The sequence below is a fragment of the Pantoea sp. NSTU24 genome, assembly GCF_050157905.1.
Classification (GTDB): domain Bacteria; phylum Pseudomonadota; class Gammaproteobacteria; order Enterobacterales; family Enterobacteriaceae; genus Pantoea.
Genome location: NZ_JBKIWZ010000003.1, coordinates 372,190 through 395,423, shown reverse-complemented (window position 1 = coordinate 395,423; position 23,234 = coordinate 372,190). Strand labels below are relative to the sequence as shown.

Annotated in this window: 18 protein-coding genes and 3 pseudogenes; 10 read left to right on the top strand and 11 right to left on the bottom strand. The window is 51.6% G+C overall.

All coding sequences use genetic code 11. From position 1 onward, the window contains the following. Positions 1-47 precede the first annotated feature (47 nt). The 3 genes from ACLHDD_RS20375 (at position 48) to ACLHDD_RS20365 (ending at position 2,150) form a co-directional block, all read left to right on the top strand. On the top strand, positions 48-926 hold the full coding sequence (locus ACLHDD_RS20375) for a LysR family transcriptional regulator (RefSeq protein ID WP_427105626.1): 879 nt from the start codon (positions 48-50) through the stop codon (positions 924-926). A 38-nt stretch (positions 927-964) separates the two neighbouring features. Further along, positions 965-1,384, top strand: a complete 420-nt coding sequence (locus ACLHDD_RS20370) for a bleomycin resistance protein (protein WP_427105625.1) — start codon at positions 965-967, stop codon at positions 1,382-1,384. A gap of 463 nt (positions 1,385-1,847) precedes the next feature. Next, the gene (locus ACLHDD_RS20365; RefSeq protein ID WP_427105624.1) at positions 1,848-2,150 is read left to right on the top strand and encodes a type 1 fimbrial protein; all 303 of its coding nucleotides are present in this window, start codon (positions 1,848-1,850) and stop codon (positions 2,148-2,150) included. A 165-nt stretch (positions 2,151-2,315) separates the two neighbouring features. On the opposite strand, the gene gabP is transcribed toward ACLHDD_RS20365, so the two are convergent. Beyond that, positions 2,316-3,725: a GABA permease gene (gene gabP / locus ACLHDD_RS20360; RefSeq protein WP_427105662.1), complete on the bottom strand. Its 1,410-nt coding sequence runs from the start codon at positions 3,723-3,725 to the stop codon at positions 2,316-2,318. 79 nt (positions 3,726-3,804) lie between these two features. Next, entirely contained in the window at positions 3,805-5,091 is a 1,287-nt protein-coding gene (gene gabT, locus ACLHDD_RS20355) for a 4-aminobutyrate--2-oxoglutarate transaminase (protein WP_427105623.1), read from the bottom strand. A 110-nt stretch (positions 5,092-5,201) separates the two neighbouring features. On the opposite strand from gabT, the gene ACLHDD_RS20350 reads away from it, so the two are divergent. The 3 genes and pseudogenes from ACLHDD_RS20350 to ACLHDD_RS20340 all read left to right on the top strand — a co-directional run. Next, the gene (locus tag ACLHDD_RS20350; RefSeq protein ID WP_427105622.1) at positions 5,202-6,692 is read left to right on the top strand and encodes a PLP-dependent aminotransferase family protein; all 1,491 of its coding nucleotides are present in this window, start codon (positions 5,202-5,204) and stop codon (positions 6,690-6,692) included. A gap of 113 nt (positions 6,693-6,805) precedes the next feature. Further along, positions 6,806-8,152 carry a glycoside hydrolase family 10 protein gene (locus ACLHDD_RS20345; protein ID WP_427105621.1) on the top strand — a complete coding sequence of 449 codons (1,347 nt, stop codon included), beginning with the start codon at positions 6,806-6,808 and terminating at the stop codon, positions 8,150-8,152. 457 nt (positions 8,153-8,609) lie between these two features. After that, positions 8,610-9,011 (top strand): annotated as a pseudogene (locus ACLHDD_RS20340) (DDE-type integrase/transposase/recombinase); the annotation flags it as partial. 182 nt (positions 9,012-9,193) lie between these two features. Here ACLHDD_RS20340 and ACLHDD_RS20335 read toward each other — a convergent pair. The 8 genes from ACLHDD_RS20335 to ACLHDD_RS20300 form a co-directional block, all read right to left on the bottom strand. Further along, positions 9,194-11,296, bottom strand: a complete 2,103-nt coding sequence (locus ACLHDD_RS20335; protein WP_427105620.1) for a peptidase domain-containing ABC transporter — start codon at positions 11,294-11,296, stop codon at positions 9,194-9,196. Next, positions 11,289-12,563, bottom strand: coding sequence for an HlyD family secretion protein (locus tag ACLHDD_RS20330; RefSeq protein WP_427105619.1), 1,275 nt, complete (start codon positions 12,561-12,563; stop codon positions 11,289-11,291). The genes ACLHDD_RS20335 and ACLHDD_RS20330 overlap by 8 nt, the downstream gene beginning before the upstream one ends. 5 nt (positions 12,564-12,568) lie before the next feature. Next, complete coding sequence (locus tag ACLHDD_RS20325) at positions 12,569-13,060, bottom strand: toxin-activating lysine-acyltransferase (RefSeq protein WP_427105618.1); 492 nt, start codon at positions 13,058-13,060, stop codon at positions 12,569-12,571. Next, entirely contained in the window at positions 13,050-14,690 is a 1,641-nt protein-coding gene (locus ACLHDD_RS20320; RefSeq protein WP_427105617.1) for a hypothetical protein, read from the bottom strand. Before ACLHDD_RS20320 ends, ACLHDD_RS20325 begins: the two co-directional genes overlap by 11 nt. After that, the gene (locus tag ACLHDD_RS20315; protein ID WP_427105616.1) at positions 14,687-15,148 is read right to left on the bottom strand and encodes a hypothetical protein; all 462 of its coding nucleotides are present in this window, start codon (positions 15,146-15,148) and stop codon (positions 14,687-14,689) included. The genes ACLHDD_RS20320 and ACLHDD_RS20315 overlap by 4 nt, the downstream gene beginning before the upstream one ends. Before the next feature lie 55 nt (positions 15,149-15,203). Then, positions 15,204-15,485 carry a hypothetical protein gene (locus tag ACLHDD_RS20310; protein ID WP_313653491.1) on the bottom strand — a complete coding sequence of 94 codons (282 nt, stop codon included), beginning with the start codon at positions 15,483-15,485 and terminating at the stop codon, positions 15,204-15,206. Positions 15,486-16,847: 1,362 nt separating this feature from the next. After that, complete coding sequence (locus tag ACLHDD_RS20305) at positions 16,848-18,071, bottom strand: MFS transporter (RefSeq protein WP_427105615.1); 1,224 nt, start codon at positions 18,069-18,071, stop codon at positions 16,848-16,850. A 270-nt stretch (positions 18,072-18,341) separates the two neighbouring features. Then, on the bottom strand, positions 18,342-19,130 hold the full coding sequence (locus ACLHDD_RS20300; RefSeq protein ID WP_427105614.1) for a sulfite exporter TauE/SafE family protein: 789 nt from the start codon (positions 19,128-19,130) through the stop codon (positions 18,342-18,344). Positions 19,131-19,236: 106 nt separating this feature from the next. On the opposite strand from ACLHDD_RS20300, the pseudogene ACLHDD_RS20295 reads away from it, so the two are divergent. Further along, a pseudogene (locus ACLHDD_RS20295) lies at positions 19,237-20,003 on the top strand (AraC family transcriptional regulator). A 198-nt stretch (positions 20,004-20,201) separates the two neighbouring features. Here the strand turns inward: ACLHDD_RS20295 and ACLHDD_RS20290 are convergent. Then, entirely contained in the window at positions 20,202-21,098 is an 897-nt protein-coding gene (locus tag ACLHDD_RS20290; protein WP_427105613.1) for a LysR family transcriptional regulator, read from the bottom strand. A gap of 109 nt (positions 21,099-21,207) precedes the next feature. On the opposite strand from ACLHDD_RS20290, the gene ACLHDD_RS20285 reads away from it, so the two are divergent. The 3 genes and pseudogenes from ACLHDD_RS20285 to ACLHDD_RS20275 all read left to right on the top strand — a co-directional run. After that, positions 21,208-22,371 carry an alpha/beta fold hydrolase gene (locus ACLHDD_RS20285; RefSeq protein ID WP_427105612.1) on the top strand — a complete coding sequence of 388 codons (1,164 nt, stop codon included), beginning with the start codon at positions 21,208-21,210 and terminating at the stop codon, positions 22,369-22,371. A gap of 185 nt (positions 22,372-22,556) precedes the next feature. Beyond that, on the top strand, positions 22,557-22,934 hold the full coding sequence (locus tag ACLHDD_RS20280; protein ID WP_427105611.1) for a S24 family peptidase: 378 nt from the start codon (positions 22,557-22,559) through the stop codon (positions 22,932-22,934). A gap of 2 nt (positions 22,935-22,936) precedes the next feature. Beyond that, positions 22,937-23,164: pseudogene (locus ACLHDD_RS20275) on the top strand (translesion error-prone DNA polymerase V subunit UmuC); the annotation flags it as partial. Positions 23,165-23,234 lie beyond the last annotated feature (70 nt).

The following is a 23,234-nucleotide window of genomic DNA, read 5'->3' as shown; positions in this document are numbered from 1 at the left end:
ATTCCCGCAATCGGAGATGCTGAGTTTCATAATTCGGGCAGGTGAGAGTGGACAGAGTGACGGCGGCAACGGTATTTAACCGGATATGTGAGCTGGGCAGCCTGAGTGCGGCGTCGCGGGCGCTCGGGATTTCGCGACCTATGGTCAGCCGCTATCTGGAAGAGATGGAAAAGTGGGCCGGAACCCGTCTGCTGCATCGTTCCTCGCGGCGGCTGACGCTGACGCCTGCCGGAGAAACGATTCTGCAAAAGACCCGGCAGCTCGCGCTGCTCTCGCAGGCTATCCAGCAGGAAACGACCCAGGCCATTCCGGCAGGTACACTGCGCATCGCCTGCGCTCACTTTACCGCGATGCATCTTGTCGGCCCGTTGATCCCCGATTTTCTTACCCGTTATCCCGCGCTGCGCATTGAACTGGACATTAACAATCAGCCGGTCAGCCTGATCGGTGAGCGAATCGATCTTGCTATCCGCATCACAGATGCGCCCGAGCCCGGTGCGATCGCCCGCCGGCTCGGCGAGTGTCGCTCTGTACTCTGCGCCTCTCCGGACTATCTGCAAAAGCGGGGCACGCCGCAGACGCCCGGCGATCTCGCTGAACATAACTGTCTCTGTTACAGCCACTTTGCCGGACAAAGCTGGCATTTTACGACGCCAGAAAACGGGAAAATCGCGGTCGCAGTCAGAGGAAATTTCAGCGCTGGCATTTCATCGCTGTTGTGTGAGGCGGCGATTGCGCATTGCGGTATCACGATGGTGCCGGAACAGGAGGCTCGTCAGGCACTGTCAACCGGAAAACTGATCAGGCTGCTGCCAGACTATGCGCCGCAACGTATTGGCATCTGGGGACTCTATCTCTCGCGCGAACATCAGTCAGCTGCGTTGAGGCTGGTTCTGGATGAACTGCAAACCCGCCTCCGCGACTGAAATCAGTCGCAGGCATTACAGAGAAAAGGGACACATTAATGACTACCGGACAGGAACAGTACTGGAACCCGATGGTGCCGGAACTCACCGTCACAGACTTTGCCACATCATTCCGTTTCTATACCGACATACTCGGCTTTGAGGCGAGGATCGTTCGTCAGCAGCCCGATTTTGCCTATCTATGTTACGGGCAGGTACAACTGATGATTGAGGCGTGGCACCCGCAGGGCTGGAATACCGCCGAACTGAGCTGGCCGCTGGGCCGGGGCGTTAACTTTCAGATTGAAGTGGATGATATCGAAGCCGTTTTGCGGCGTTTGCAGCAGCACAGGATCGCGCTCTATCGGCCGTTACGTGACAACAACTATGACACTGGCGGCACCACTGCCTGTCAGCGGGAGTGCCTGGTTCAGGATCCGGATGGTTATCTGCTGCGATTCAGTCAGTTTCTGGAATAGGCGGTGATCCTGTCTGAAACGATTAAAGGCATACGGAAATAAGGGTTTTTTAGCTATGCCCGCCAGGTGATTTATTTTTGTTGTTCGATATAAAAATAGTCTGAATGAAACCAGCAGTTCAGAGCAAAATATCCCATTTTTTCATGCGGCTGTTATTCTTTTTTCACATCATGCGGATGCCGCAGAGAAGGTAAATCAGAGGGTATAAAATAAAATTAAATGTTAATGTGCCGCATTGAATTTATCTTTGCCCGTTTATTTTTCTTCAATAATTAACATTTGCCGGCACTTTTTTGACAGGCCTGCTACGCCCTGTTGATGGGAAGGTCAGCATTTATCAGGAGAAAAACAGAAGAGATTAATCCGGTAAATAATCTGAAGTTTACAAATAATTATTTTCTTGCCACTTAACTTTTTAATGGATGGGCCGATAAAGAGGAATACATACTTCAGAGGGCACACCATGAAATCATTATTCTCTCTTTGTCTTACCACTCTGCTTATCGCGCTCACCGCGCCTGCCTGCGCGGGCTCCCGCTCAGGCACCATCGTTTTTACCGGTGCTATTACTAACGGTCCCTGCGATATGAATATCGATCAAAATCCTGTGGTATTTGACTGCTACGATCCAGCGAGTGGAAAAGCTATTGTGAAAACCGCAGATATGATGAAGCCAGAATCGCTGACCGGATTACCGATTGAAGTAAAGATGCACTGGATTAATCCCGAAAAAAATAAAGGGATTATTGAGGTCACTTATCTCTGAGTTGCCAGCCTGATTCACTCATTTAAACGTACGCGTTACAGGCCATGTTTACGCGCTCAGCGGAACGCTGAACGTTTTACGGTGGGATATTCAGACGCGCTTGCAGCTGACATAAAAATGCCCGCCTTTGAGGCGGGCAGCGTTATTGCGTTAAACAAACAGGCGTCAGGAAGGATCAGACGATCGCTGTGTAAAATATCTGGTCGCCGGACGCGTCTCTTTTTTACGCCGCAACACCAGGCTGGTGGCGATAATCAGCAGAGTCAGACCGCCGGTAGCCAGCAATTCGGCCTGATGACTGGCATCAAACAACATGATGACCAGTACCGCCGAGATGAAGAGAATGGTGAACCACGTCAGGCCGGGGAATAACCACATCCGGTAGCCCAGCACTTCGCCCGCTTTTTCGCGTTTTTTACGCAGCACCAGATGCGAAACGGCAATCACCAGATAAACCAGCAGGGCGATCGCTCCCGAGGTCGCCAGCAGGAACTCAAACACGACGCTGGGCGCCACGTAATTGGCGATCACGGCCAGAAATGCAGCAGTCGTGGAGAGCAGCACTGCAATCCAGGGTGTGCCGCTACGGTTGGTGCGCGAGGCGGCAGCGGGCGCATCTTTACGGCGTGACAGCGAGTAGAGCATACGCGATGAGGTGTAGAGTGCTGAGTTGAGACAGCTGCACACCGCCATCAGCACCACCAGGTCGACAATCAGCCGGGCGTGCGGGATATTCATCGCCTGCAATGCCGTCTGCCATGAGCCCTGCTCAACCAGTCCAGGGGTGTTCCATGGCACCAGCGCCACTACGAAGAAAATCGACAGCAGATAGAACAGGGCAATACGCCAGATGACCGAGTTGGTAGCCTGAGTAATCTGTTTACCCGGGTTTTTAGACTCTGCGGCGGCGATGGTCACAATCTCTGTTCCCATAAAGGAGAACATGGTGGTCAGGATCGCCGCCACGACCGCGCCCATGCCATTCGGCATAAAGCCATGCGTGTCATAGAGGTGTGACAGGCCACTGGTATTGCTGTCGGGCAGCAGTCCGAATACCGCTGCACCCGCCACGACCAGAAACAGAATAATGGCGACCACTTTGATCAGGGCAAACCAGAATTCAAACTCCCCGTAATTTTTTACGCTCAGCAGATTGGTGATAGTCAGCAGCAGCGTAATCGCGAAAGTGAACTGCCAGATGGCTACGTCAGGGAACCAGGCATGCAGGATCGTTCCGGCTGCATTGGCCTCCAGAGGAATGACCAGCACCCAGAACCACCAGTAAAGCCAGCCGATGGTGAATCCGGCCCAGCGGCCCAGTGCTTTGTCAGCATAAGTTGAGAATGAGCCTGAATCAGGTGAGGCGACGGCCATCTCGGCCAGCATCCGCATAATCAGTACCACCAGTGCACCGGCAGCGGCATAAGAGATCAGTACGGCAGGGCCGGCTTCTGAGATAGCATGGCCGGAACCGACAAACAGCCCGGCACCAATCACGCCAGCAATCGAAAGCATACGCACGTGGCGGGGTTTCAGGTTTTGAGCCAGCGAATCTTCATTCGCACTCTGAGTCATCGTCATGTAAACGTCTCCAGGCGACGTCCGGCCCAGGGGCCGGACGAACGGGGATAAACTTGCTTAACGCATAGCGGTATCAGGCCGGAACGACAGGATGTCCGGCTGAGGCGACACAGTGACTGATCACTGAAGAGAGGATGGTCAGTGCCTGACCGAACTGGGCATCCGGGATGGTCAGCGGATAGAGGAAGCGGATAACATTGCCTTTTGCGCCGCAGGTCAGCAGCAGCAGGCCCTGTTCCATCGCCATCTTCTGAACCGCCTGGGCGGTGCTGGCCTGATAAAACTCCATCGCCACCATTGACCCCAGCGCACGCACTTCGGCAATGTCGGGATATCTGCGCTGCTGCTCCTGCAGTTCCGCTTCCAGACGGGCACCGAGATCCACGGCACGCTGACAAAGCTGTTCCTCTTCGATCACATCCAGCACCGCATGGGCTGAGGCAATCGCCAGCGGGTTACCGGCGTAGGTGCCGCCCAGGCCACCCGGCGCAGGGGCATCCATCACTTCTGCACGTCCCGCGACGGCGGAGAGCGGCATGCCTCCCGCCAGACTTTTCGCCATGGTGATGATGTCGGCCTTCACCGGATAGTGTTCCATCGCAAACAGTTTACCGGTGCGGGCAAAGCCGCTCTGCACTTCATCCGCAATCAGCAGGATGCCATGACGATCAGCCAGCTCACGCAACTGCACCATAAACTCTACCGGCGCGGCATGGAAACCGCCTTCACCCTGAACCGGCTCCAGCACGATGGCGGCAACATCATGCGGGGCGATATCCTGGGTGAAAAGTTCATCGAGGCTGGTCAGTGCCGCTTCGATACTGATTCCCTGAACCGCACTCGGATAGCGCGCATGAAAAACGGAAGGCGGCATCGGACCGAAGTCACGCTTGTAAGGGGCGACTTTGCCGGTCATCGCCATCGTCATAAAGGTCCGGCCATGAAACGCGTTTCCAAAGGTAATGATGCCGTGACGACGGGTATAAGCCCTCGCCACTTTTACGGCGTTTTCAACCGCTTCAGCCCCGGTGGTAAAAAAAGCTGTCTTTGCGGCACCGGCGACAGGCACACGCTGATTGATCCGCTCGGCCAGCGCGATGTAGCTTTCATACGGCGTAATCTGGAAGGCAGTATGGGTAAACTTTGTTAACTGATCCGCAATGGCCTGCTCAATGCGTGGATGGCGATGGCCGGTGTTCAGCACGGCAATGCCGCCCGCGAAATCAATCCAGCTGTTCCCTGCCTGATCCCATAAGGTGGCGTTTTCTGCCCGGGCAACGTACCAGTCGCACAGCGTACCGATGCCTTTAGGGAGAGCCTGTGCTTTGCGCTGTTGCATCAGGTTATTTTTTTCGCTCATTTCATCCACCTCGTAATATTGCGTATTTACAATTCCCGACAAACACGTTTATTTATGCCTGAGGCGAGGTGAGTTGCCAGAGCCAATTGTGAGAGTAAAGGTGGAGCCAATTGCGACTCTTGTACGCAGATCATCTATTAGCACGGTTACAGTTTTTAAGAACAGGCTCATTACATCAGCGGCTGCTGAACTGCATGCAGGCCGCGATCGCGGAAGAGGTCTTTCCACGAGGGAGCCGTTTGCCGGCAACGCGCGATCTGGCGCGTGAACTGGGCGTATCACGAAACACGGTGATGCACGTGTATGAAAGCCTGATGGCGCAGGGGTATGTTAACGCGCGCACCGGCAGTGGTACCTGGATCGCCGAGACGCTGCCGGAAACCTCGCTGCAGAGTGAGGCGGTGGCTGACCTGCAGGCGGTCAAAGCGCAGCGCCCGGCCACCCTGTCAAAACGCGGTGCCTCGCTGCTCGGCCATGCCAACGCGTCACCCTGGCAGTGGGGGGCATTTGTGCCCGGCGCGCCGGACGTGACCGAATTTCCCCATAAGCTTTTCAGCCAGATTCAGGCGCGGTTAAACCGCGAGCCTGATGTGCATCGGCTGGTCTACAGCAGTGGCGGGGGCTGTCCCGATCTGCGGCATGCATTGGTCGATTACCTGCGGGTTGCCCGTTCAGTGCGGGCCGATGCAGACCAGATTCTGATCACCGAAGGTGTGCATCAGGCGGTTGATCTGGTCACGCGGGTGCTCTGTGATCCCGGCGATCGGGTCTGGATGGAGGAGCCGGGCTACTGGGGAACACGTAATCTGCTGCGTATGAATGGCCTGAAGATTCGGGCCATGCCGGTCGATGAGCAGGGCCTGGTGCCGGACAGTGGCCCGGCCCCGAAAATGGTGTTTGTCACGCCATCGCATCAGTATCCGCTGGGTGTTCACCTGAGCCTGGCGCGCCGTCAGGCGTTGATCGCCCTGGCGCGTCGTCATCAGAGCTGGATAGTGGAGGATGATTACGACAGTGAATTCCGTTTTTCCGGACAGCCGCACCCATCGCTGCAGGGGCTGGAAGCAGATGCACCCGTCATTTACATGGGCACGTTCAGCAAAACGCTCTATCCCGCGTTGCGAATCGGCTATCTGGTGGTGCCCAAAACCCTGGCACAACCGCTGCGTCTGGCTGCCGCGGAACTCTATCGCGGCGGACATCTGCTGATCCAGCGGGCGCTGGCGGAGTTCATCCGCCTGGGTCATTACATGGAGCATATCCGAAGAATGCGGCTGCTGTATCGCCAGCGGCGACAGTTTCTCTGCAGGCTGATTGAACGCTATCTGGGGCCCGCATTTCTGCCAGCCTTTAATCATGAAGCAGGACTGCATCTGGTGATGTCGCTGCCGCCGGGCAGTGACGATGTGGCTATCGCCGCCGAGGCGCTGAAACGCGGGGTCAAAGTGCGGCCACTTTCGCAATATTACATGCACCCTCAGGAGGCGCGCGGCCTGCTGCTGGGATACGCCTGTGTTAATGAGCGACAGTGTCAGGATGCCTTTGGCACACTGAAAGCCTGTCTGGCGTCGGCCGGTATTACATTCAGTCCACAGGGTTAACGCCGTTTCAGCCGGGGCGGTTACGGGGCCGCCCTTGTGCTGACACATTGACATTTAATCCGCGTCACCGAGAATAGCCCTCTTTGCGTTATGACCAGAGAATACCGGAGTTTATGATCTATCCTCATCCCTTTTCTTTAACGGCCAGAACCGCCATGAAGCGAGGTGTCTTGCTGGCTGCGGCATTGTTGCTGGTCAGCTGCGCATCGGAACCGCCGCGTTCGCTGGTCACGCCGTTTCCGCCCGTCAGCAAATCGCCCCAGCCTGCGCCAGGTCAGCCCGTTCAACCGCATGCTCAGGAACCGATGCGGGGCGTCTGGCTGGCGACGGTGTCGCGGCTTGACTGGCCACCCGTTGCTTCGGTCAATGGCACCAGTCCGGCGCAGCGTATCCATCTGCAGCAGCAGTCGCTCATCGAAAAGCTGGATAAGCTGAAAAGCCTGGGGATCAATACCGTATTCTTCCAGGTGAAGCCGGATGCCACCGCGTTCTGGCCCTCAAAAATTTTGCCCTGGTCCGATATGCTGACCGGACAGATTGGTCAGGACCCGGGCTATGACCCATTGCAGTTTATGCTGGACGAGGCGCACAAACGTGGCATAAAAGTCCACGCCTGGTTCAACCCTTACCGGGTTGCGGTTAATACCAAACCCTCAACCGTCAGTGAGCTCAATCGCACGCTATCACTGCATCCGGCCAGCGTTTTTGTGCTGCATCGCGACTGGATCCGCACCGCAGGCGACCGCTACGTGCTCGACCCCGGCATTCCAGAAGCACGTGACTGGATCACCAGTATCGTAGCCGAAGTGGTCGCGCATTATCCCGTCGACGGTGTGCAGTTCGATGACTATTTCTATGCGGAATCGGCCGGTTCGCTGCTCAACGATAACCAGACGTTTGCCCGCTATGGCCAGGGTTTTGCCAGTAAAGCTGACTGGCGGCGAAACAATACTCAGCAGCTGATTGAGCAGGTTTCCCGCACCGTCCGGCAGCTGAAGCCCGGCGTGGCGTTTGGTGTCAGTCCGGCTGGCGTCTGGCGCAATCGGTCACACGATTCAGCCGGTTCCGACACCCGCGGCGCGGCGGCCTACGACGAAGCCTATGCTGACACCCGACGCTGGGTACAGCAGGGTCTGCTGGATTACATCGCGCCCCAGCTTTACTGGCCTTTTTCACGTCAGGCCGCCCGTTATGATGTACTGGCGAACTGGTGGGCAGAGGTGGTAAAACCGACCCGGACCCGGCTTTATATTGGCCTGGCCCTCTATAAAGTGGGGGAGCCTTCGAAGATGGAGCCCGACTGGACGCGTCAGGGTGGGGTGCCTGAACTGAAAAAACAGCTCGAACTTAATGAGTCGACTCCCGGCATAAGCGGCACGATTCTGTTCAGAGAAGATTTTCTGAACCAGCCACAAACGCAACAGGCGGTAGGTTATCTGAAAAGCCGCTGGGGAGAATGAAAGTGGCACGCCAGCATGATCAGTGAGGTTAAGTTTTTCACTGTGACTTGCTGCTATTCTTGCGCTAGATAGCAGTTTCATTTCCATTAGTTTTCCTGGATTCCCGGCTATTGCGGATATCCCCGCGATAGCTGGCGAATCGACAAAAAAGCCATTAATTACTGGTTTTTTTGTTCCTCCGTGTTTCAGTCGCTATTCTTCACTTCCGCTTTTTTCGTGTACATAATTGTCACCCTCCCAAAAATCTATGGCGCTCTCAGATGCAATCCTGCGTTCGATGCCGGACAAGTAATATGAAAAAGTTCAGGTTAAAACGGATCGTGACGGATATCTGCCCGAATATCACGTTAAGGCCAAATGACTTTTCAATAACGTTACCGCTGGAAAGGGCAGGCGCTTGACGTCTGTATAGAGCTCCCTGAAAAAGTTCGCGGCAGAGCATGCGGACTCGCTGTAGATGGCAGATTTTATCTACGTCAGCACCTGGCAGGGCTTTGTGTATATAGTTTTCATCATAGACATGTTCGCCGGGGTCAGCGTGGGCTGACGGGCTTTATCGATGGAAACGGGGTTCGTAACGGATGCGCTTGAGTAGGTTCTGTGCGCTCTTCATCCGTCAGGCACCATCCATCACTCGGACAAAGGTTCGTAGTACGTCTCACTAACATGCACACAACAGCTGATGGAGGCGAAGCTGCTAGCCTCAACGGACAGAATGGACGGCTCCGGCGACAGTGCGATGGCGTAAAACATCAACAGGCTGTATAGAGCGGAGATGATACACCGGCAGTGCCAGAAAAATCGCGCAGAGATTGAACTGGCGACGCTGAGGTGGGTGGAGTGGTACAACAACCGCTGATTGCTGGACCGTCTCGGGCATATCCCGCTAGTTTAGTAAACAGGGGTATGGCTGCCTGCGTTCCCGGACTAAAAACTCTCCCACAAAACCGTTACGATTCAGCCTGACTAATTATTTGCTGACAGCATAAGAATAGGTATCAAAAATTCCGGGTTGAAATTTAATCGGACTTGCCAGCGCTATTAAAGATGTATAACGCGATCTGCCGACGCAATGGTGGAAGGGCGGTGAGCAATGATAATTCGTGTAATATTAAGCTGTTGCACGGCATCATTGACGGCTTTTTCACTATCCTGATCAAGATGACTTGTAGCTTCATCCAGCAACAACATTCCCGGCTTACGAAATAGTGCGCGGGCAATAAACAGCCGTTGTTTTTGTCCGCCTGAGAGACCATCGCCCAATTCACCCACCAGGGTATGGTATCCCATTGGCATCGCCATAATATCATCATGAATAAAGCAGCTCCGTGCGCACTGCTCCATCCACTCAATATCAAAATCAGGAGTAAAACCCACAATGTTATCCCGGATAGATCCCGCAAAAAGCCTGTCATCCTGCAGCACGCAGCCAATCCGCTTTTGATAGTTTTTTATTCCGAATGCACTTATATCTCTGTCATCAGCGAAAATAATGCCCGACGCAGGGGAATAAAGTCCTGAGAGGATTTTCATCAGTGTGGTTTTTCCCTTGCCTGAAGCGCCCACTATTGCAACGCTTTCTCCGGCGGCAACCTCAAAATTAACACCATTTAGAACCGGCCTGGTGTGAACATCGTATGTATAAACGAGATCCTGAACTTTGAGCTTGATGGGTAATGAACATCGGGATGCTTCAGAATGAATATCTTCTCGCGAGTCATCTGGCTCAGTCAGAGCAATGTCAGCAATACGTTCGTTATGAACATGCAGCATCCGAAGCTGAAGTAAAGCCTCCGTCAGGGAGGAAACCCGGTCACCAAATTGGGCACGATAAGCGTTGAAAGCGACAAACATGCCAAGCGTTATATGCTGATCAATGACCTGGTTAGCCCCCAGCCAGAGTATCAGGAGCTGATCACAGGTCATGATAAAAAGGTGAATCCCGCCAAATAACATATCCAGCCGGTTTTTTTCGATCCCACTGTTAGTACTGTCAATAACCAGGTTGAGCCAGCTTTTTTCGCGGATAGTGCCATAACTTTGCGTTTTGACAGTTGCTATGCCATACAACGTCTCCATAAAGTGAGAATTGATACGCGCACTCTTGACCAATTGCTGGCTCGTCACCTCACGATACCTTGGCCAGGCATAAAGTCTGAGCAGAACATAGATTAAAGTAAATGCGGCAACAAACCAGTACAACATCGGACTGTATATAAACATCATAACCGTCAGGCCGGTGAACATGATCCCGTCAACAATCGCTTTAACAATGTTCTGAGTGAACGTGCTTCTCAGCGCATCCAGTGAACCAAAGCGCGACTGGATATCACCTAACTTACGGCGGGCAAAGTAATCAAGGGGAAGGGTGACCAGGTGAGCAAATAAGCCCGATTTCCATTGCACATCAATCAGCGTACTCATCACCAGCGAAGACCAGGATCTCACCATACTGACACAACTGCGGAAAATTACGAAAAAGAGCAGGCCTGTGCAAATGAGTCCCAGCAGTCCTTTATCGCTGGCCGTGATCACATGATCCATAACCAGCTGTGTGCCTACAGGTAGCAGTAAATTCACCGACTCTATGACCAGTGACAGGAAAAATATCTTGGTCAGCGCGCGTGACAACCCCTGGACGCTGGAAAAGAGTTGATTCAGCCTGATTCGATCTTCTTTTTTCGCCTTGCTAAACGTGCTTTCCGGCCACAGCTCCAATGCAATCCCTGTAAACTGGCGTGAGAATTCCCCTTCACTGACTGTACGTCTGCCTGCTGCCGGGTCGTGGATGACATACCGGCCTTTTCTGACGCTAACAAGGACGACAAAATGCGTGAATCCCCAATGTAAAATGCAAGGCAGGCGTAATGCTGTCAGTTCGTCCAGATCCAGGCTTAAAGGACGGCTGCCGAGGTTCATCTGAGAGGCAATCTCTACAATCGCGTTAAGGTTTGTGCCGCGTGAAGAAAAGCCAAAGCGCTGTCGCAGGCTGTGCAGATCAGTATGCTGACCATGGTAGCCTGCAATCATTGCCAGGCAGGCCAGCCCGCATTCCGCCGCCTCGGTCTGAAGATACAGGGGAACGCGCCGTCTCAGTGATAAATTCAGTTTCACTGCATGTTCTGAAAAAAATTGATTAATCACGCAAAGGTCCCCGGGCGCTGTTCTTCATGTCGTAAAATGGGGTAGCCATCCATTGATAGATTTTGCGAGTTTCCAGAAACAGCGTTCCCGTTGCCTTCATTCCATTCTCCAGCGCCAGAGATTTGTTCTGCCAGAAAATCGTCTCCTGTTCCGGTTTAACCAACACTTTGTACCAGGATTCACCACGCTGGTTATCGGCAAATGGGGCACTGGAATACGCCAGAAGTTCTTGTCGGGAGACCGGTGTTTTTGCGACAAAACTCACTATCCCGCGGAACTGGCCAAATTTTTCCATCGGGAAAGCCTGATAACGGATGTTGACCGGGTCGCCGGGCGCGAGCCAGGGAAGGGCGGTATTAGGCACCCACATTATCAGCTGGTGTCCTTTTATCTTCTCAGGCACGATTTGCAATAAGCTGTCGCCAGGATTAACCATTTGTCCGGTACTGGCACTAAAAGAGTCAATGCGGCCACCTGTTGGCGCGGTAACAACGATAGTGCCACTGGCATCAGCCGAAGAGAGCTCGCGTTTTAAGGCGTTTTTCTGGATTTTCATTTGCCAGATTTGGGTGTCAAAATCGACAGACTGCGTCTGTATTTGACTGGCTATCCGCGTAGACTCCAGCGCATTTTGTTGATTCTGGCTATAGAGTGTTAACAGGTTGTTCTGCTGCTGATAGTAAAGCGCTGCCTGATTCAAATATTGATCGTTATTTATCAATCCTTTTTTACGCCACTTGTTATAATTATCCATATTATTTTGCATCAAAGCGATCCCTTTCCTGGCTTTATTGACGATATCAGTGGATAAGCTATAAGCATTTTCATAACGATCTTTTTGTTGTTTCAGGGCATCAATGGTTACGTGTTTATTTTGTTCAAGGCTAAGGATGATTTGATCAATACTGGCAATCTGATGATGAATTTCACGCTGTTGATTTTCGCTGACGCGTCCGGAAAGAGTGGTCCTGCTGACATCTATTTTTAAGAGCGGCTGACCTTCTTTAACCGTATCGCCAGCTTTGGCCAACGCACTGATAACAAATCCCTGCTGAGCAGAAAGTACGTTGACCGCACGAGGCGTGGTAATAATTTCCCCATCAACGTTAATACGATGGGTATAACTGCAAAATGTAATAAACGCTATGATGCCAGTAACAAACAAGGAAGTGACTATAATGATCCAGTGCAGGGGAATGCCGGGTAATAGCAAGGCCTGGCCTTGCCATGTATCGCGGTAATGTTCAATAGCTTCTTTGCGAAACATGGTCTTCAGCCCGGCTCACTGCATAAAAAGGACTGTTTAAAGCACTTTCCGGTAATAAGATTGCAGGCTATCCACTTGTCACGCTCGGGATTGTGCCTGGATGCCCAATATACTTCGCTTGTCTCAGAACCGAATGCCTGTTTCAGGAGTGCAAGGAGCTCATAACGACGATATTTCTTAAGTAAACAAAAATCTGTCAACCAGAGAATGTCGCCTTCATTCCACTCTGTAGGATGCAAAATATATTCAGGCTGTGTGATGCATTTTTTCAGTGTGTCTGGCCGAATCCGTGCCCAGGTCAGATAGCCTTGTACTTCACCTCCCCCATCATAGAAAAAATGAATCTGCTCCTGAATGATAGCGTGACGTGTCCATATTCCTAATGCTGCTACAGGAAAGCGGCAGTAGCGGGGTGATGACAACATACAGCTTGCCGCAAGGCCCAGCTGTGTAGCATAGGCTGTAGCATTTGTATTATGGCTTTCGTTAAATAACATGCTTTGTTCCGTTCTTCGTCTCAATTAACTCAACAACGCGTGCATCGTAGTAGTGATGTAAGGCGTCAAAAATAGCGGCAGGAAGGTCATTGAAATCGCACAATTGATGATCGAACGACAGTTTTCCGGTCTGCCAGCAAAATGTCAGCGAGGGACTAACGCCGGGCAACAAGGCTATATGTTCGCTATCATCAAGGGCTAAATGAAACGTTGCACGTTCGCCAGCTTTCTCCATGAGTGCCGACAAGGGACCCTCAAAGGTGTCAAACTCCTCATTGAAGGCCTGGAAATCAAGTCGCTGATCAATACACCGCTGACGGAATGAAGAGAACGCTATAGCAGTCAGTTGGTGGCGGTTTGCCTCCTGCAAAAGGTCCAGACACCCTTTCAAAAAAGCATGCCCTGGCGTAAAGGCGCCATGCTGGCACAGGATATCCTCTATTTCTTCTTTACCCGTCGCCAGAGCAATCACTAACCGTGTCACTGCGGGTAGCTCCCCATTTTTTGCAAACAGTACTTCCGGTGCCAGAATTAAAGCGCGATCATATAAAGTGATAAACTTCGCGAGTTTATCTTCGGGCAGTGTGGTATGAAGGTTCGCAGGAAAGCCGGTGCGGCATAACGTATAAAAAATACGCCAGCGCATAAACTCTTCTGTATATAATTGCTCTACCTGCTGAGAAGAATAAGGTTCTGCTTCACCACCGCGATATTTAAACCAGAGAAAACTGATATTTTTTAGCGAACCCAGAACATTCCGCCATTCGCCCTGTAAATAACGCATCTGCTCATCCCAGAATTTTCTGTCACGGAAGAGCTTAGGCACTGCGCTTGAGGTGGCATTGAAATCGAGTAAAGCACCATTAATGGTCACGTTTGAGGCAGATGTTGTAAGTTTAATCAGGCTGGCACGACAGAAAGCCAGTTGTCTGGCCAGGCGATGAATTAATGCTGAAATCAGATAACGTCCAGCCTGTTGTGGGTTATCACAATTTCGCATCGTGTGGGATAACTCATTATCCAGAAAGTCTTCAATTTGTTGGAAGTTGATTTCAGTTCTTTCACTGTCTATGGGTAATTTTGACTTAACCTCTTCCTGCGGTTTATAAAACAGTGCCCTGTCAAAGTGAGCTAATCTGACTGGCGCGTCACGAACCAAAAGTGCCCGGGAAGTATTTACGGGATAAGCATCATTTGGAATTGAAAGGGGTAATACCATAATACAATGAGATTGCACGGCACCGTAAGGAAGTACGCTATTCAGTGTTCGCCCCCAGAATGCATCCGAAAATGCCTGAAATGTGCAAAGGCAGCCATCTGAATGGTAGCGATCCCGATAGCGGCTCACGAGTGGGGTTGGGCCGATCCCTTTAAGCTGAAATTTCCCGTCATAACCCGCACGCGCACTGCCCCCATTACCTGCAACTTCGCTGCCACCATATAAATCAGCCCAGAATCGTTTACTGCGTCCATTAATTGATTTGTGATCAGGAATTACCCAGGCATAGTTATCCAGAAAATAGTCTGAATCAAACGGGGTATCTGGCGAAAGCCATAAAACCTGAGCATTCTTAACGCTCATGGTATCGAAGGAGATTAATGTTTTTTCCAGTGCTGAGAGCGTTTTCATCCGCTAATATCATCCTTTCCCTGTGAAGAGCTTACATTCAGTTTTTTAGTGATTTTTTTTAAAATGTTATATGGTCCTCTTAAAGACAACCCGTAGCCTTCAGAGACAATATAGATGCGCTGAGACTTAAATTTCTTATAGCGGGCAACAGGAAGATCATAGAAACCTTCTGGCGTTTTTTCGTACTTAAACTGATGAAGTAATCTCTCTAATTCGTCGCTGTTCTCATGACAGTCTATATCTAACTGAGCTATGCAGGTGAACCAGAAATTCGCAGCCAGGCCGCACACTAAACCTATATACCCGGCATGGACGTTGCCCTGAGTAAACAGGGGAAGGATCCAGAGCATAATGGCAGAAAAAATGAGCAGTACTATAGTCAAGAATATTAAGCGAAAGCTATCGTGACGCCATTGTTGAAGTAAGCTCAGTCTTTGCAATTTAAAAAATGTCTTCACTGTGTTGAGATTCCTGACGAATTTTAAGAGCAGCCTGAGCTGCTCTTATGGAGTGTTAACCGCCGGACGACGCAGAACCACCCGTCATAGCACCAATGCCTGAAGAGATTGCAGAGCCAATAGCATCACCACCGAAATAGCCGATGCCGGCGCCTACTCCGCCGCCAATGATAGCGCCAGCCGGACCACCAAGGCCTCCGCCAATAAGTGCACCGTCTTCTGCTCCAGCTAATGCTCCGGCTGTACCAGCAACACCTGCGCCAATACTTTGCGCTGCGCCAACAATGTCTGCCGCGCCGCCGATCAGTCTTAACTCATCAATGGTTAAATCTCGCATAAAACTCCCCTTACATAAAAATCTCTTACCTATAGGAAATCGGAATGATAACGATAAATTTACAAAAGACAATTAAATAGTAATGATTATCACTATCAATACTTATTTTGTTGATAAATAAAGGTGTTAATTGTAAATTTATTTTAACAAATGAAAGAGGGTGCTATTGAGGAAATAAATACATTAACAAAATGAATTAATTTCGGTTATTCATTCTATGAACGGGCTATGAGTAACATGCTTACTTTTGCGCACACACAGCTACTGCCATAAAGTAGGCAGAGGTCAGGCGTGTCTTTGCTGAGATCAATACCAACGGGAAACATGATATCTCTTCTCTCATATAAACCGTCACGCCTGTCCGTCTTGTACGCACGGAGTTGCGCTCCCGATAACCGTTCAGCCTTATGCGCTGACGTGAAAGATGAAGCGAAGGGCCTGATTCTTAAATGCGGGTTTCATAGGTTTCCGGCGCCGCACCTGCTTTTTGGGCGAACAAGGCGACAGTGAACAGCGGCTATTCATGTGAATTAATCAGCTACAGCTCGGCTGTAGCCCGGGACCTGCGCGTATCAAATACAGCTTCATCATGCGTAAACGTTGCCGCTGCCAGGTACTCCAGATGGATATTAAAATCACAGCGGTGCGCTGCAGTATTTACGCTGAACTGCGGATAGTTGACGTAAAAAAGATTGCTGCGAAAGACGCGTCAGATGGCGTCATAGCTGACGTTTTCTGCAGGCTCTGCCTTTGAGAATGATTCTTTAGTTTCTGAAGCCGTAGTGTTGACGTTCTGCTGTGACATGTTGTGCCTCCCGTGTGGTTTAAGTGATGTTTCTATGAGTTCCTCGCCGTGAGGTCAGAACGGGCGCGCGGGTATCAGGCTGAACGCAGGGGGAAACGGCAAAGCCGCAACCCGCAGGAACCGGGTGCAGCCGTATAGCGTGCGATCCTTGCATGATGACGCCCGGGTACCAGATTTCTGCACGGCGAAGGGGCTCAGGGTAACAAAACACAACACGGAAGCATGAACAGATCACGGCCCCGGAACGGCACACCATAGTGCCGGGCCTGTCCTCAGCGGCCACGTCTTCTTGTGGTCAGTGAACGTGCCGGTGCCAGCCGGCTGCAGGAGTTGACCTGGCTGTTGCCATCAGCCCCTGGCCGTCAGGCCCGAACCCCGGAGAGATTCGACAAAGCCGGTTAGCGCAGTGGGGGTGACGACCCGGCATCGCCGGGGAGCCGGAGGAGCCTATAGGGCTTTTGATAGTAAAATTCGCTCTGTGCCAGAAGCGGACATTGTATTAGTGGGGAGAGACCTGCTCCCCACTATTTGTTTATGATGCTACACATACCCCCATTTTAGTTTGTTCTGGCCGTCCTGTTTAACCAGAGCAAAACTCCGACGCCTCCCAGACTGAACAGAGAAATGCTGTAAAGAGCAGTAAAAGCACCAAAGTTCTGCGCTATCACACTGGTTATACCGGTAGAAATAGCCGCGGTCAGAACCTGTCCGCGCCATGTAATTGCACTGGCTTTGGCAACATGGGTTTCTGCGAAGTTTTTAAGTACGCCGAAGGTACCTAAAGCAAAAACAATATTCGAACCCATGTGTGCACTGAAAATCATAACAAGCCCGGCGTATGGAAATCCGGCGGACAAAGGTAATAAAAAATAACTTCCGATGTATCCGCCAAGGCATAGCAACAACAGCCTGTTATTAGCGGAATAGCGCTGCAACTTACCAGCATCAAGCATTAGCGGGCCGCAGAGTTGTCCGAGGCTGCGCGCGAAAAGCAGCGGCAGTGCCAGCCCGGCTGAATCTTCAGGCCTTATTTGCTGTGCAAGAGCAGGTAAAAGCGCCATTGCGGGAGAGCCCACAGCTGCAAGGGCAGGTAAAAGCATAACGCTTCGTTTTTGCAGGGGAGATAAACATCGCCAGAATAGCTTATGCGTGACAGGCACCGCTTTTTCAGGTTGCAGCTCCATCACCTGAAAAACAGAGGCTGACGTCAGAAGCAAAGCAGTTGAAGCGGCAAAACTCAGGGCATCAATGGCAAGGAGATTCAAAGGAGAAATCAGGTCGAACAGTAAAACGCCCAATCCGGTACCGAGCAAAACCTGTGAGGCAAAAATTATCGTTTCCATGGCAGTTGCTGCAGGTAATTCGTCATGCCGTAATCCGCGTTTAAACAGCAGAGTTAGAGCCGGATAACTCATGCCGCTGAATAGCGCTTCCGAACACTGCACCGCAAGCAGAGCCGGAACGTTATGATGCAGCAAACCATATAACGGAAAAACAAGTGCAAGTAGGCCGAGTAGCTCTGTAAAAATCAGGATTCGGAGTGGTGAAACCTTCTTACACAGAGCTTCGCCCCAGATGCTCCCTATAAAACTGGGCAGCATTGACAGCATATAAACTATGGTCAGAGTCGCAGGAGAAGCCTGCCAGTGTAAAAGTTGTCCAAAAACAATTACCTGAGTAAGTCCATTACCCAGGGATGACAGGATATAGGCAAAACCAATGAAGCGCAGCCAGTCATGACTACGCAGTGCGCGAATCAGCGCAAGCAGCAAAGTATTCATGCGGAAAGATTCTCATCTTAAATAACAGAAGCCCACACAGCCCACAGGCAATGCGGAAAGTAAAAACTGTTAAAAGACAGAATCTTTACATCGGAAAGTTGACCTTCATGGAAACAGATACAACACTGTATCACATAAAAAATTAGGCGGTACTCTCGAAGCCGGAACGTCCGCTTTTCGCTCATAGCGGACTTCGACTGCGCGTCAGCCCGCTTTGTATCAGGAGCAACTTTTCATGCAGATATCCCAAACTCACAAAACAGGGTTTGTTCAAAGCAACATTGCCATGAGCACTAAGCACAGCAGCATCACGTAGATTCGCGTGTGCAAGACATCGGGGACGGCAGGGATCGCCCTGCGGCTGAACACTATGCCTGCCCAGCCGGTTAGCAGCAGAAGACCCAAAATTTTCAGGTTGATAAAACCCACAAAGCCGCCTGTCGGAATTTTGTGCCAGCCATTTATCGCATAGGTCACCGTACCGCACAGCGCCACCGGCAGGGAAAGTGGGTTGGACGCGCTAATACACTCGCGCATCGCATGGCCGTGTCGTCGCAACAGCGGCACCGTCATTACGCTGCCCCCCACGCCCAGCATTGCGGCAATTATGCCGATTAGCATACCGCCAACGGTGACCGTTAAAAATGATAAACGACGCGGCGCGCTGCCGCTGAAGAAGCCTTTGCGCAACATGCAGTCCCCAATCGTCGCCAGCATATAAACGATAAAAAGTGCGCGAACCAGCGCCTCGCTCAATATTCCCGCCAGCCACGAACCGGCCACCGCGCCCATGGCGATAAACCACAGCAGCGGGAACAGGACAGTTGAAGAAAGCCTGTCCGCGCGCCAGTTTTGGTAGCTGACCCAGCCCGCGTTGAAAATCATCACCGCCGTCGAGGTGGCCACGGCAATATGCATCGCACTGCCCGCCAGTTGAGGCTGCCGCACCAGCAGCTGGTAAACAAAGGGCACCACCACAAAACCGCCGCCGAAGCCAAAAAGTACCGTTGTAATGCCGGTAGTAAAGCCGGCCATTGCGATAATCATTAAATCGTTCAACGAAGTGCCCCCTTGCAAATAAGGCAGCAGCTTACCGCGCCAGCATCCCGCTTCCCATTTGCGCAGCGCTCAATTACCCTTGCAAACTGGTCAGATGGGGGCGGATATGCGAAACGGCAAAATCGACGATTTCGATCGGCTGGATCGCGAGATTGTGGCGCTCGGCAACGACTATGCGCAGGGATTTTTCCTGCCGCAACATCATCACCGCCGTGCTCAGCTTCTGTATGGCGCTACCGGCTTGATGTATGTTTCAACCCGTGACGGGGAATGGGTGGTTCCGCCCCAGCATGCGGTATGGATCCCCCCGAAACCCTGCATGCAGTAAAGTTTATGGGGGTCACTACGCGTAGCCTGTATATCGAACCCGTATGCGCCGCCAGCTTACGTAACAACAGTCGCTGCGAAGTAATTGCCGTATCACCGCTTTTGCGACAGTTATTGATGGCGGCGGTGGATTTGCCGCCGCGCTATGAAAGCGTACGCGATCGGGCGCTGACAGATTTGATGCTGCTTGAACTGGCGGCAATGCCGGTGCGCGAGTTCGAGATCCCTTTGCCGCAGCAGCCCGCGCTGTTAGCGCTGTGTCAGGCTTTTTTACGCGCGCCAGCCATCCATGATCCGGCCGAACGCTGGGCCAGTACACTGTTCATGAGCAGCAGCACATTTCGTCGCCATTTTCGGCAGCAAACCGGCATGTCGTTTTCCGCCTGGCGTCAACGAGCCTGTGTGGTCAGCGCGCTGGCATTGCTGCGAACGGGCACACCGGTGAATGAAGTCGCGTTGTCGCTCGGCTATGACAATAGCTCTTCCTTCGCAACGATGTTCCGTCGGGTTACAGGCCAACCACCTTCATTTTATCACCCGACTTAACAGGCGCGGTTTACCTGCTTCTACCGGGTCAGGTCTGTAAGCTTGCCTGCGCCATTGAGTGAACAGACGCATGGCAGTTGCTGTTTTGAAAATAGAATAAGCGCTGTATAGCCAGGGTAAAGAATCAATGCTGGAACAATGAGGTCCGCGTTGTGCCAAAAGCGGGCATTTTTTCATGTTTGTTCAAGTACCCGCATCTCAAAGCGGCATAGATTTTAAAGCATCAGCAACAAAATCAACGAAGGTGCGAACCTTAAAAGGAATGCGGAGCGCACTCGGATACACTGCCTGAATGGTAAGCTCTGATGTTCTGTAGTCTGGCAGCAGCTCAATCAACTGACCCTGTCTTATATGCTCTCGAAAAACGAAACAGGGACCATACACAATCCCTGTTCCGCCCAGGGCCGCGTCCATTAACAACTGGATATTGTTTGATGTGAGCCGGCAGCGGCTTTCGACAGTGTACGGCCTGTTATCTGCGTCATAGATTGTCCAGTCTCCGGCAGAAATTGCCTGGCTGAACGCCAGGCGCGGCATACGCGAGATGTCATTCGGCGTTTCAGGCGTACCGTATTTTTTCAGAAAGCCTGTTGATGCGCAAAAAACCATTCTACATGGTGCCAGACGTCGGGTGACAAGCGTCGGGTCGTCCAGACGTCCTATGCGTATGGCTACATCAATCCGTTCCTCAAGCAAATCAATATACTTATCCTCAAGGACAACACCCGCACTGACTTCCGGAAATTGCTCAAGGTAGCGTGACACAATCTTCCCCAGATGCATTTCGCCGAAGGCAATAGGGGCGGCGATGCGTAATAATCCCCGGGGAGTTGCCTGAATGTCACTGGCTTCCCTGTCCGCGTCATCCAGAGCCTCGATAATAACTTTGCAGCGGTCATAATATCGCTGACCAGCATCCGTCAGGCTCAGCCGGCGTGTAGAGCGCTGAATAAGCCGCACGTGTAAATCGGATTCTAAAGCACTGACATGTTTTCCTGCCATGGCAGATGAAAGCTTAAAACGTCTTGCGGCCGCAGCAAAACTGCCTTCCTCAACTGCCGCGATAAAAATCCTCATACTGGTAAACTTGTCCATTACACGCACCATTCGATAATACGGTTATCGACTGCAAACACTATTCAGCCAATTATCATTTATAAGAACTGTAATTAACATTGTTTTAAACCATGAGGAGAATGAAATAATGAAAATTACAGTGAACAACACAGGTATTAATGTACAGCAACATGGTCGCGGTGAACTTGCACTGGTGTTCCTGCATTACTATGGCGGATCATCCAGAACGTGGCAGAACGTGATATCTCAGTTACCTGATCACTACCGCGCGGTAGCTATCGATCACCGTGGCTGGGGATTATCAGATGCGCCGGAGTCCGGATACCGGATTGCGGACCTTGCAAGTGATGCTGAAGGCGTGATTGCCGCGCTCAAGCTCAAACGCTATATCCTGATTGGCCACTCAATGGGAGGAAAAGTTGCCCAATTGATGGCATCCCGTCGGCCTCAGGGTCTTGAAGGGCTTATGTTAATTGCACCCTCTCCTCCTTCGCCCATGATGCTTTCTAAAGAAGATCGCGACAGACTTACCAGTGCATACAGCAGTCGTGAATCAGTCGAATTTGTTATCGACAATGTTCTGACGTCGAGGCCGCTTAGCCCGGCGCTCCGTGAGCAGGTTATTGAAGACAGTCTGAGCGCCGGAACTGAAGCGAAGGCCGCCTGGCCCGACATCGCGATGCGCGAAGACATTACCAGTGAAGTTGCCTTCATTAATGTTCCCGTGAGAGTCATATCAGGAGAGCTGGACCGGGTCGATATGCCGGAAACGTTGCAAAGAGAGCTGCTGCCTCGCATTCCTCACGCAGCGATGGTGATTGTTCATGGCACAGGACATCTTTCGCCGCTGGAATCACCTCAAGAAATTGCAGGACACATATCCACTTTCGCCGCTTCGGTTGAGAAGAGCGACACTGTCCATCGATCACCAGCTGAAACCATCGCTGCATTTGATGAAGCATTTAATGCCGGAAAAATTGACGCATTAATGTCTGTTTTCAGTAACCGTGCCACGATGAGAATGCCCAGCAATGTTGTCATCGAAAGTGATCCTGTTGCATTGCGTATGGCTTTAACCACGTTGATAGCATCGAGGCCAATTATCAGAAACCAGATCCATACTCTCATCCCTTCGGGTGACCTTATTCTTGCCATCATCAAATGGTCGCTGACTACAACGTTAGAAGACGGCACTCAAAAAGATGATTGCGGTATCGCCACACAGGTGATGGAACAAGGGGCGGATAAGGGCTGGCGGATACGCATTTCAAACCCGGCGGGGATTATCTGAATGATCAATGTCCGCTTTTCGCTCATAGCGGACGTTCAACTTAGTTACTTTGTCCGCTTTGTGCCAGAAGCGGGCATTACACTTATAACGACGTATACTCATACCAGAAGTAGTCAATGTATCTGTGTAGAGGATGCGCAGGTTTTAACAGACAGGCAGCTACGCCGATCAGAATGGAGCATTTCATGGCCTTTCAGAATCCCGCCCAGAATTATACTGAAACGCGTTTAAACCTGGGCGATCTTGTACACCTTTCCCCTTACTCAACCTATCTTATGCGCAGCGAAAGCGACTGTCCTGCTGCCGGTATTGTTAAAGGCTCCGTGCTGGCAGTTGACCGTGCACTTAAGCCTGTGCATGGCCAGCTAATTGTTGCGGAGTTTGATGGGGAATTGACGCTGAGGCGACTGCTGCTCAATCCCGTTCCCGCCCTGCAGGCGCTTGACGCAGATGAGAATGTAACGCTGCTTGATGTAAGTCAGGCGCTCCCCGTATGGGGCGTGGTTGCCTACGCTCTGACTGATGTGGCTGGGGTGGGATTCAACGGGCGGGCAGGAGAGTAGGGATGTTCGCGCTGGCCGATGCCAATAATTTTTATGCCTCCTGCGAAACGGTATTCCGTCCTGATCTGCGCGGAAAACCCATTGTGGTCGTGTCGAATAACGACGGCTGCGTTATTGCGCGTTCAGCTGAAGCAAAGCGCATGGGCATAAAAATGGCTGCCCCGTTGTTTAAGAATGAGCGCTTCTTCAGGGAGAACCGTGTGCACGTATTCAGCTCTAACTACGAGCTATAGTAAGTTAAGTGGAATGCAACATTGAGTGAGTAAACTTTGAGCAGCGATATTGCTGTCAGAGGAGAAC

What these genes read in the sequence shown, in the direction of transcription:
- gabP (WP_427105662.1), bottom strand. Translation starts at nt 3,725, where the DNA reads ATGACTCAGAGTGCGAATGAAGATTCGCTGGCTCAAAACCTGAAACCC.
- ACLHDD_RS20310 (WP_313653491.1), bottom strand. Translation starts at nt 15,485, where the DNA reads ATGCGAGATTTAACCATTGATGAGTTAAGACTGATCGGCGGCGCGGCA.
- ACLHDD_RS20285 (WP_427105612.1), top strand. Translation starts at nt 21,208, where the DNA reads ATGAAAATTACAGTGAACAACACAGGTATTAATGTACAGCAACATGGT.
- ACLHDD_RS20345 (WP_427105621.1), top strand. Translation starts at nt 6,806, where the DNA reads ATGATCTATCCTCATCCCTTTTCTTTAACGGCCAGAACCGCCATGAAG.
- ACLHDD_RS20365 (WP_427105624.1), top strand. Translation starts at nt 1,848, where the DNA reads ATGAAATCATTATTCTCTCTTTGTCTTACCACTCTGCTTATCGCGCTC.
- gabT (WP_427105623.1), bottom strand. Translation starts at nt 5,091, where the DNA reads ATGAGCGAAAAAAATAACCTGATGCAACAGCGCAAAGCACAGGCTCTC.
- ACLHDD_RS20320 (WP_427105617.1), bottom strand. Translation starts at nt 14,690, where the DNA reads ATGAAAACGCTCTCAGCACTGGAAAAAACATTAATCTCCTTCGATACC.
- ACLHDD_RS20290 (WP_427105613.1), bottom strand. Translation starts at nt 21,098, where the DNA reads ATGGACAAGTTTACCAGTATGAGGATTTTTATCGCGGCAGTTGAGGAA.
- ACLHDD_RS20325 (WP_427105618.1), bottom strand. Translation starts at nt 13,060, where the DNA reads ATGTTATTTAACGAAAGCCATAATACAAATGCTACAGCCTATGCTACA.
- ACLHDD_RS20305 (WP_427105615.1), bottom strand. Translation starts at nt 18,071, where the DNA reads ATGAATACTTTGCTGCTTGCGCTGATTCGCGCACTGCGTAGTCATGAC.
- ACLHDD_RS20370 (WP_427105625.1), top strand. Translation starts at nt 965, where the DNA reads ATGACTACCGGACAGGAACAGTACTGGAACCCGATGGTGCCGGAACTC.
- ACLHDD_RS20330 (WP_427105619.1), bottom strand. Translation starts at nt 12,563, where the DNA reads ATGTTTCGCAAAGAAGCTATTGAACATTACCGCGATACATGGCAAGGC.
- ACLHDD_RS20280 (WP_427105611.1), top strand. Translation starts at nt 22,557, where the DNA reads ATGGCCTTTCAGAATCCCGCCCAGAATTATACTGAAACGCGTTTAAAC.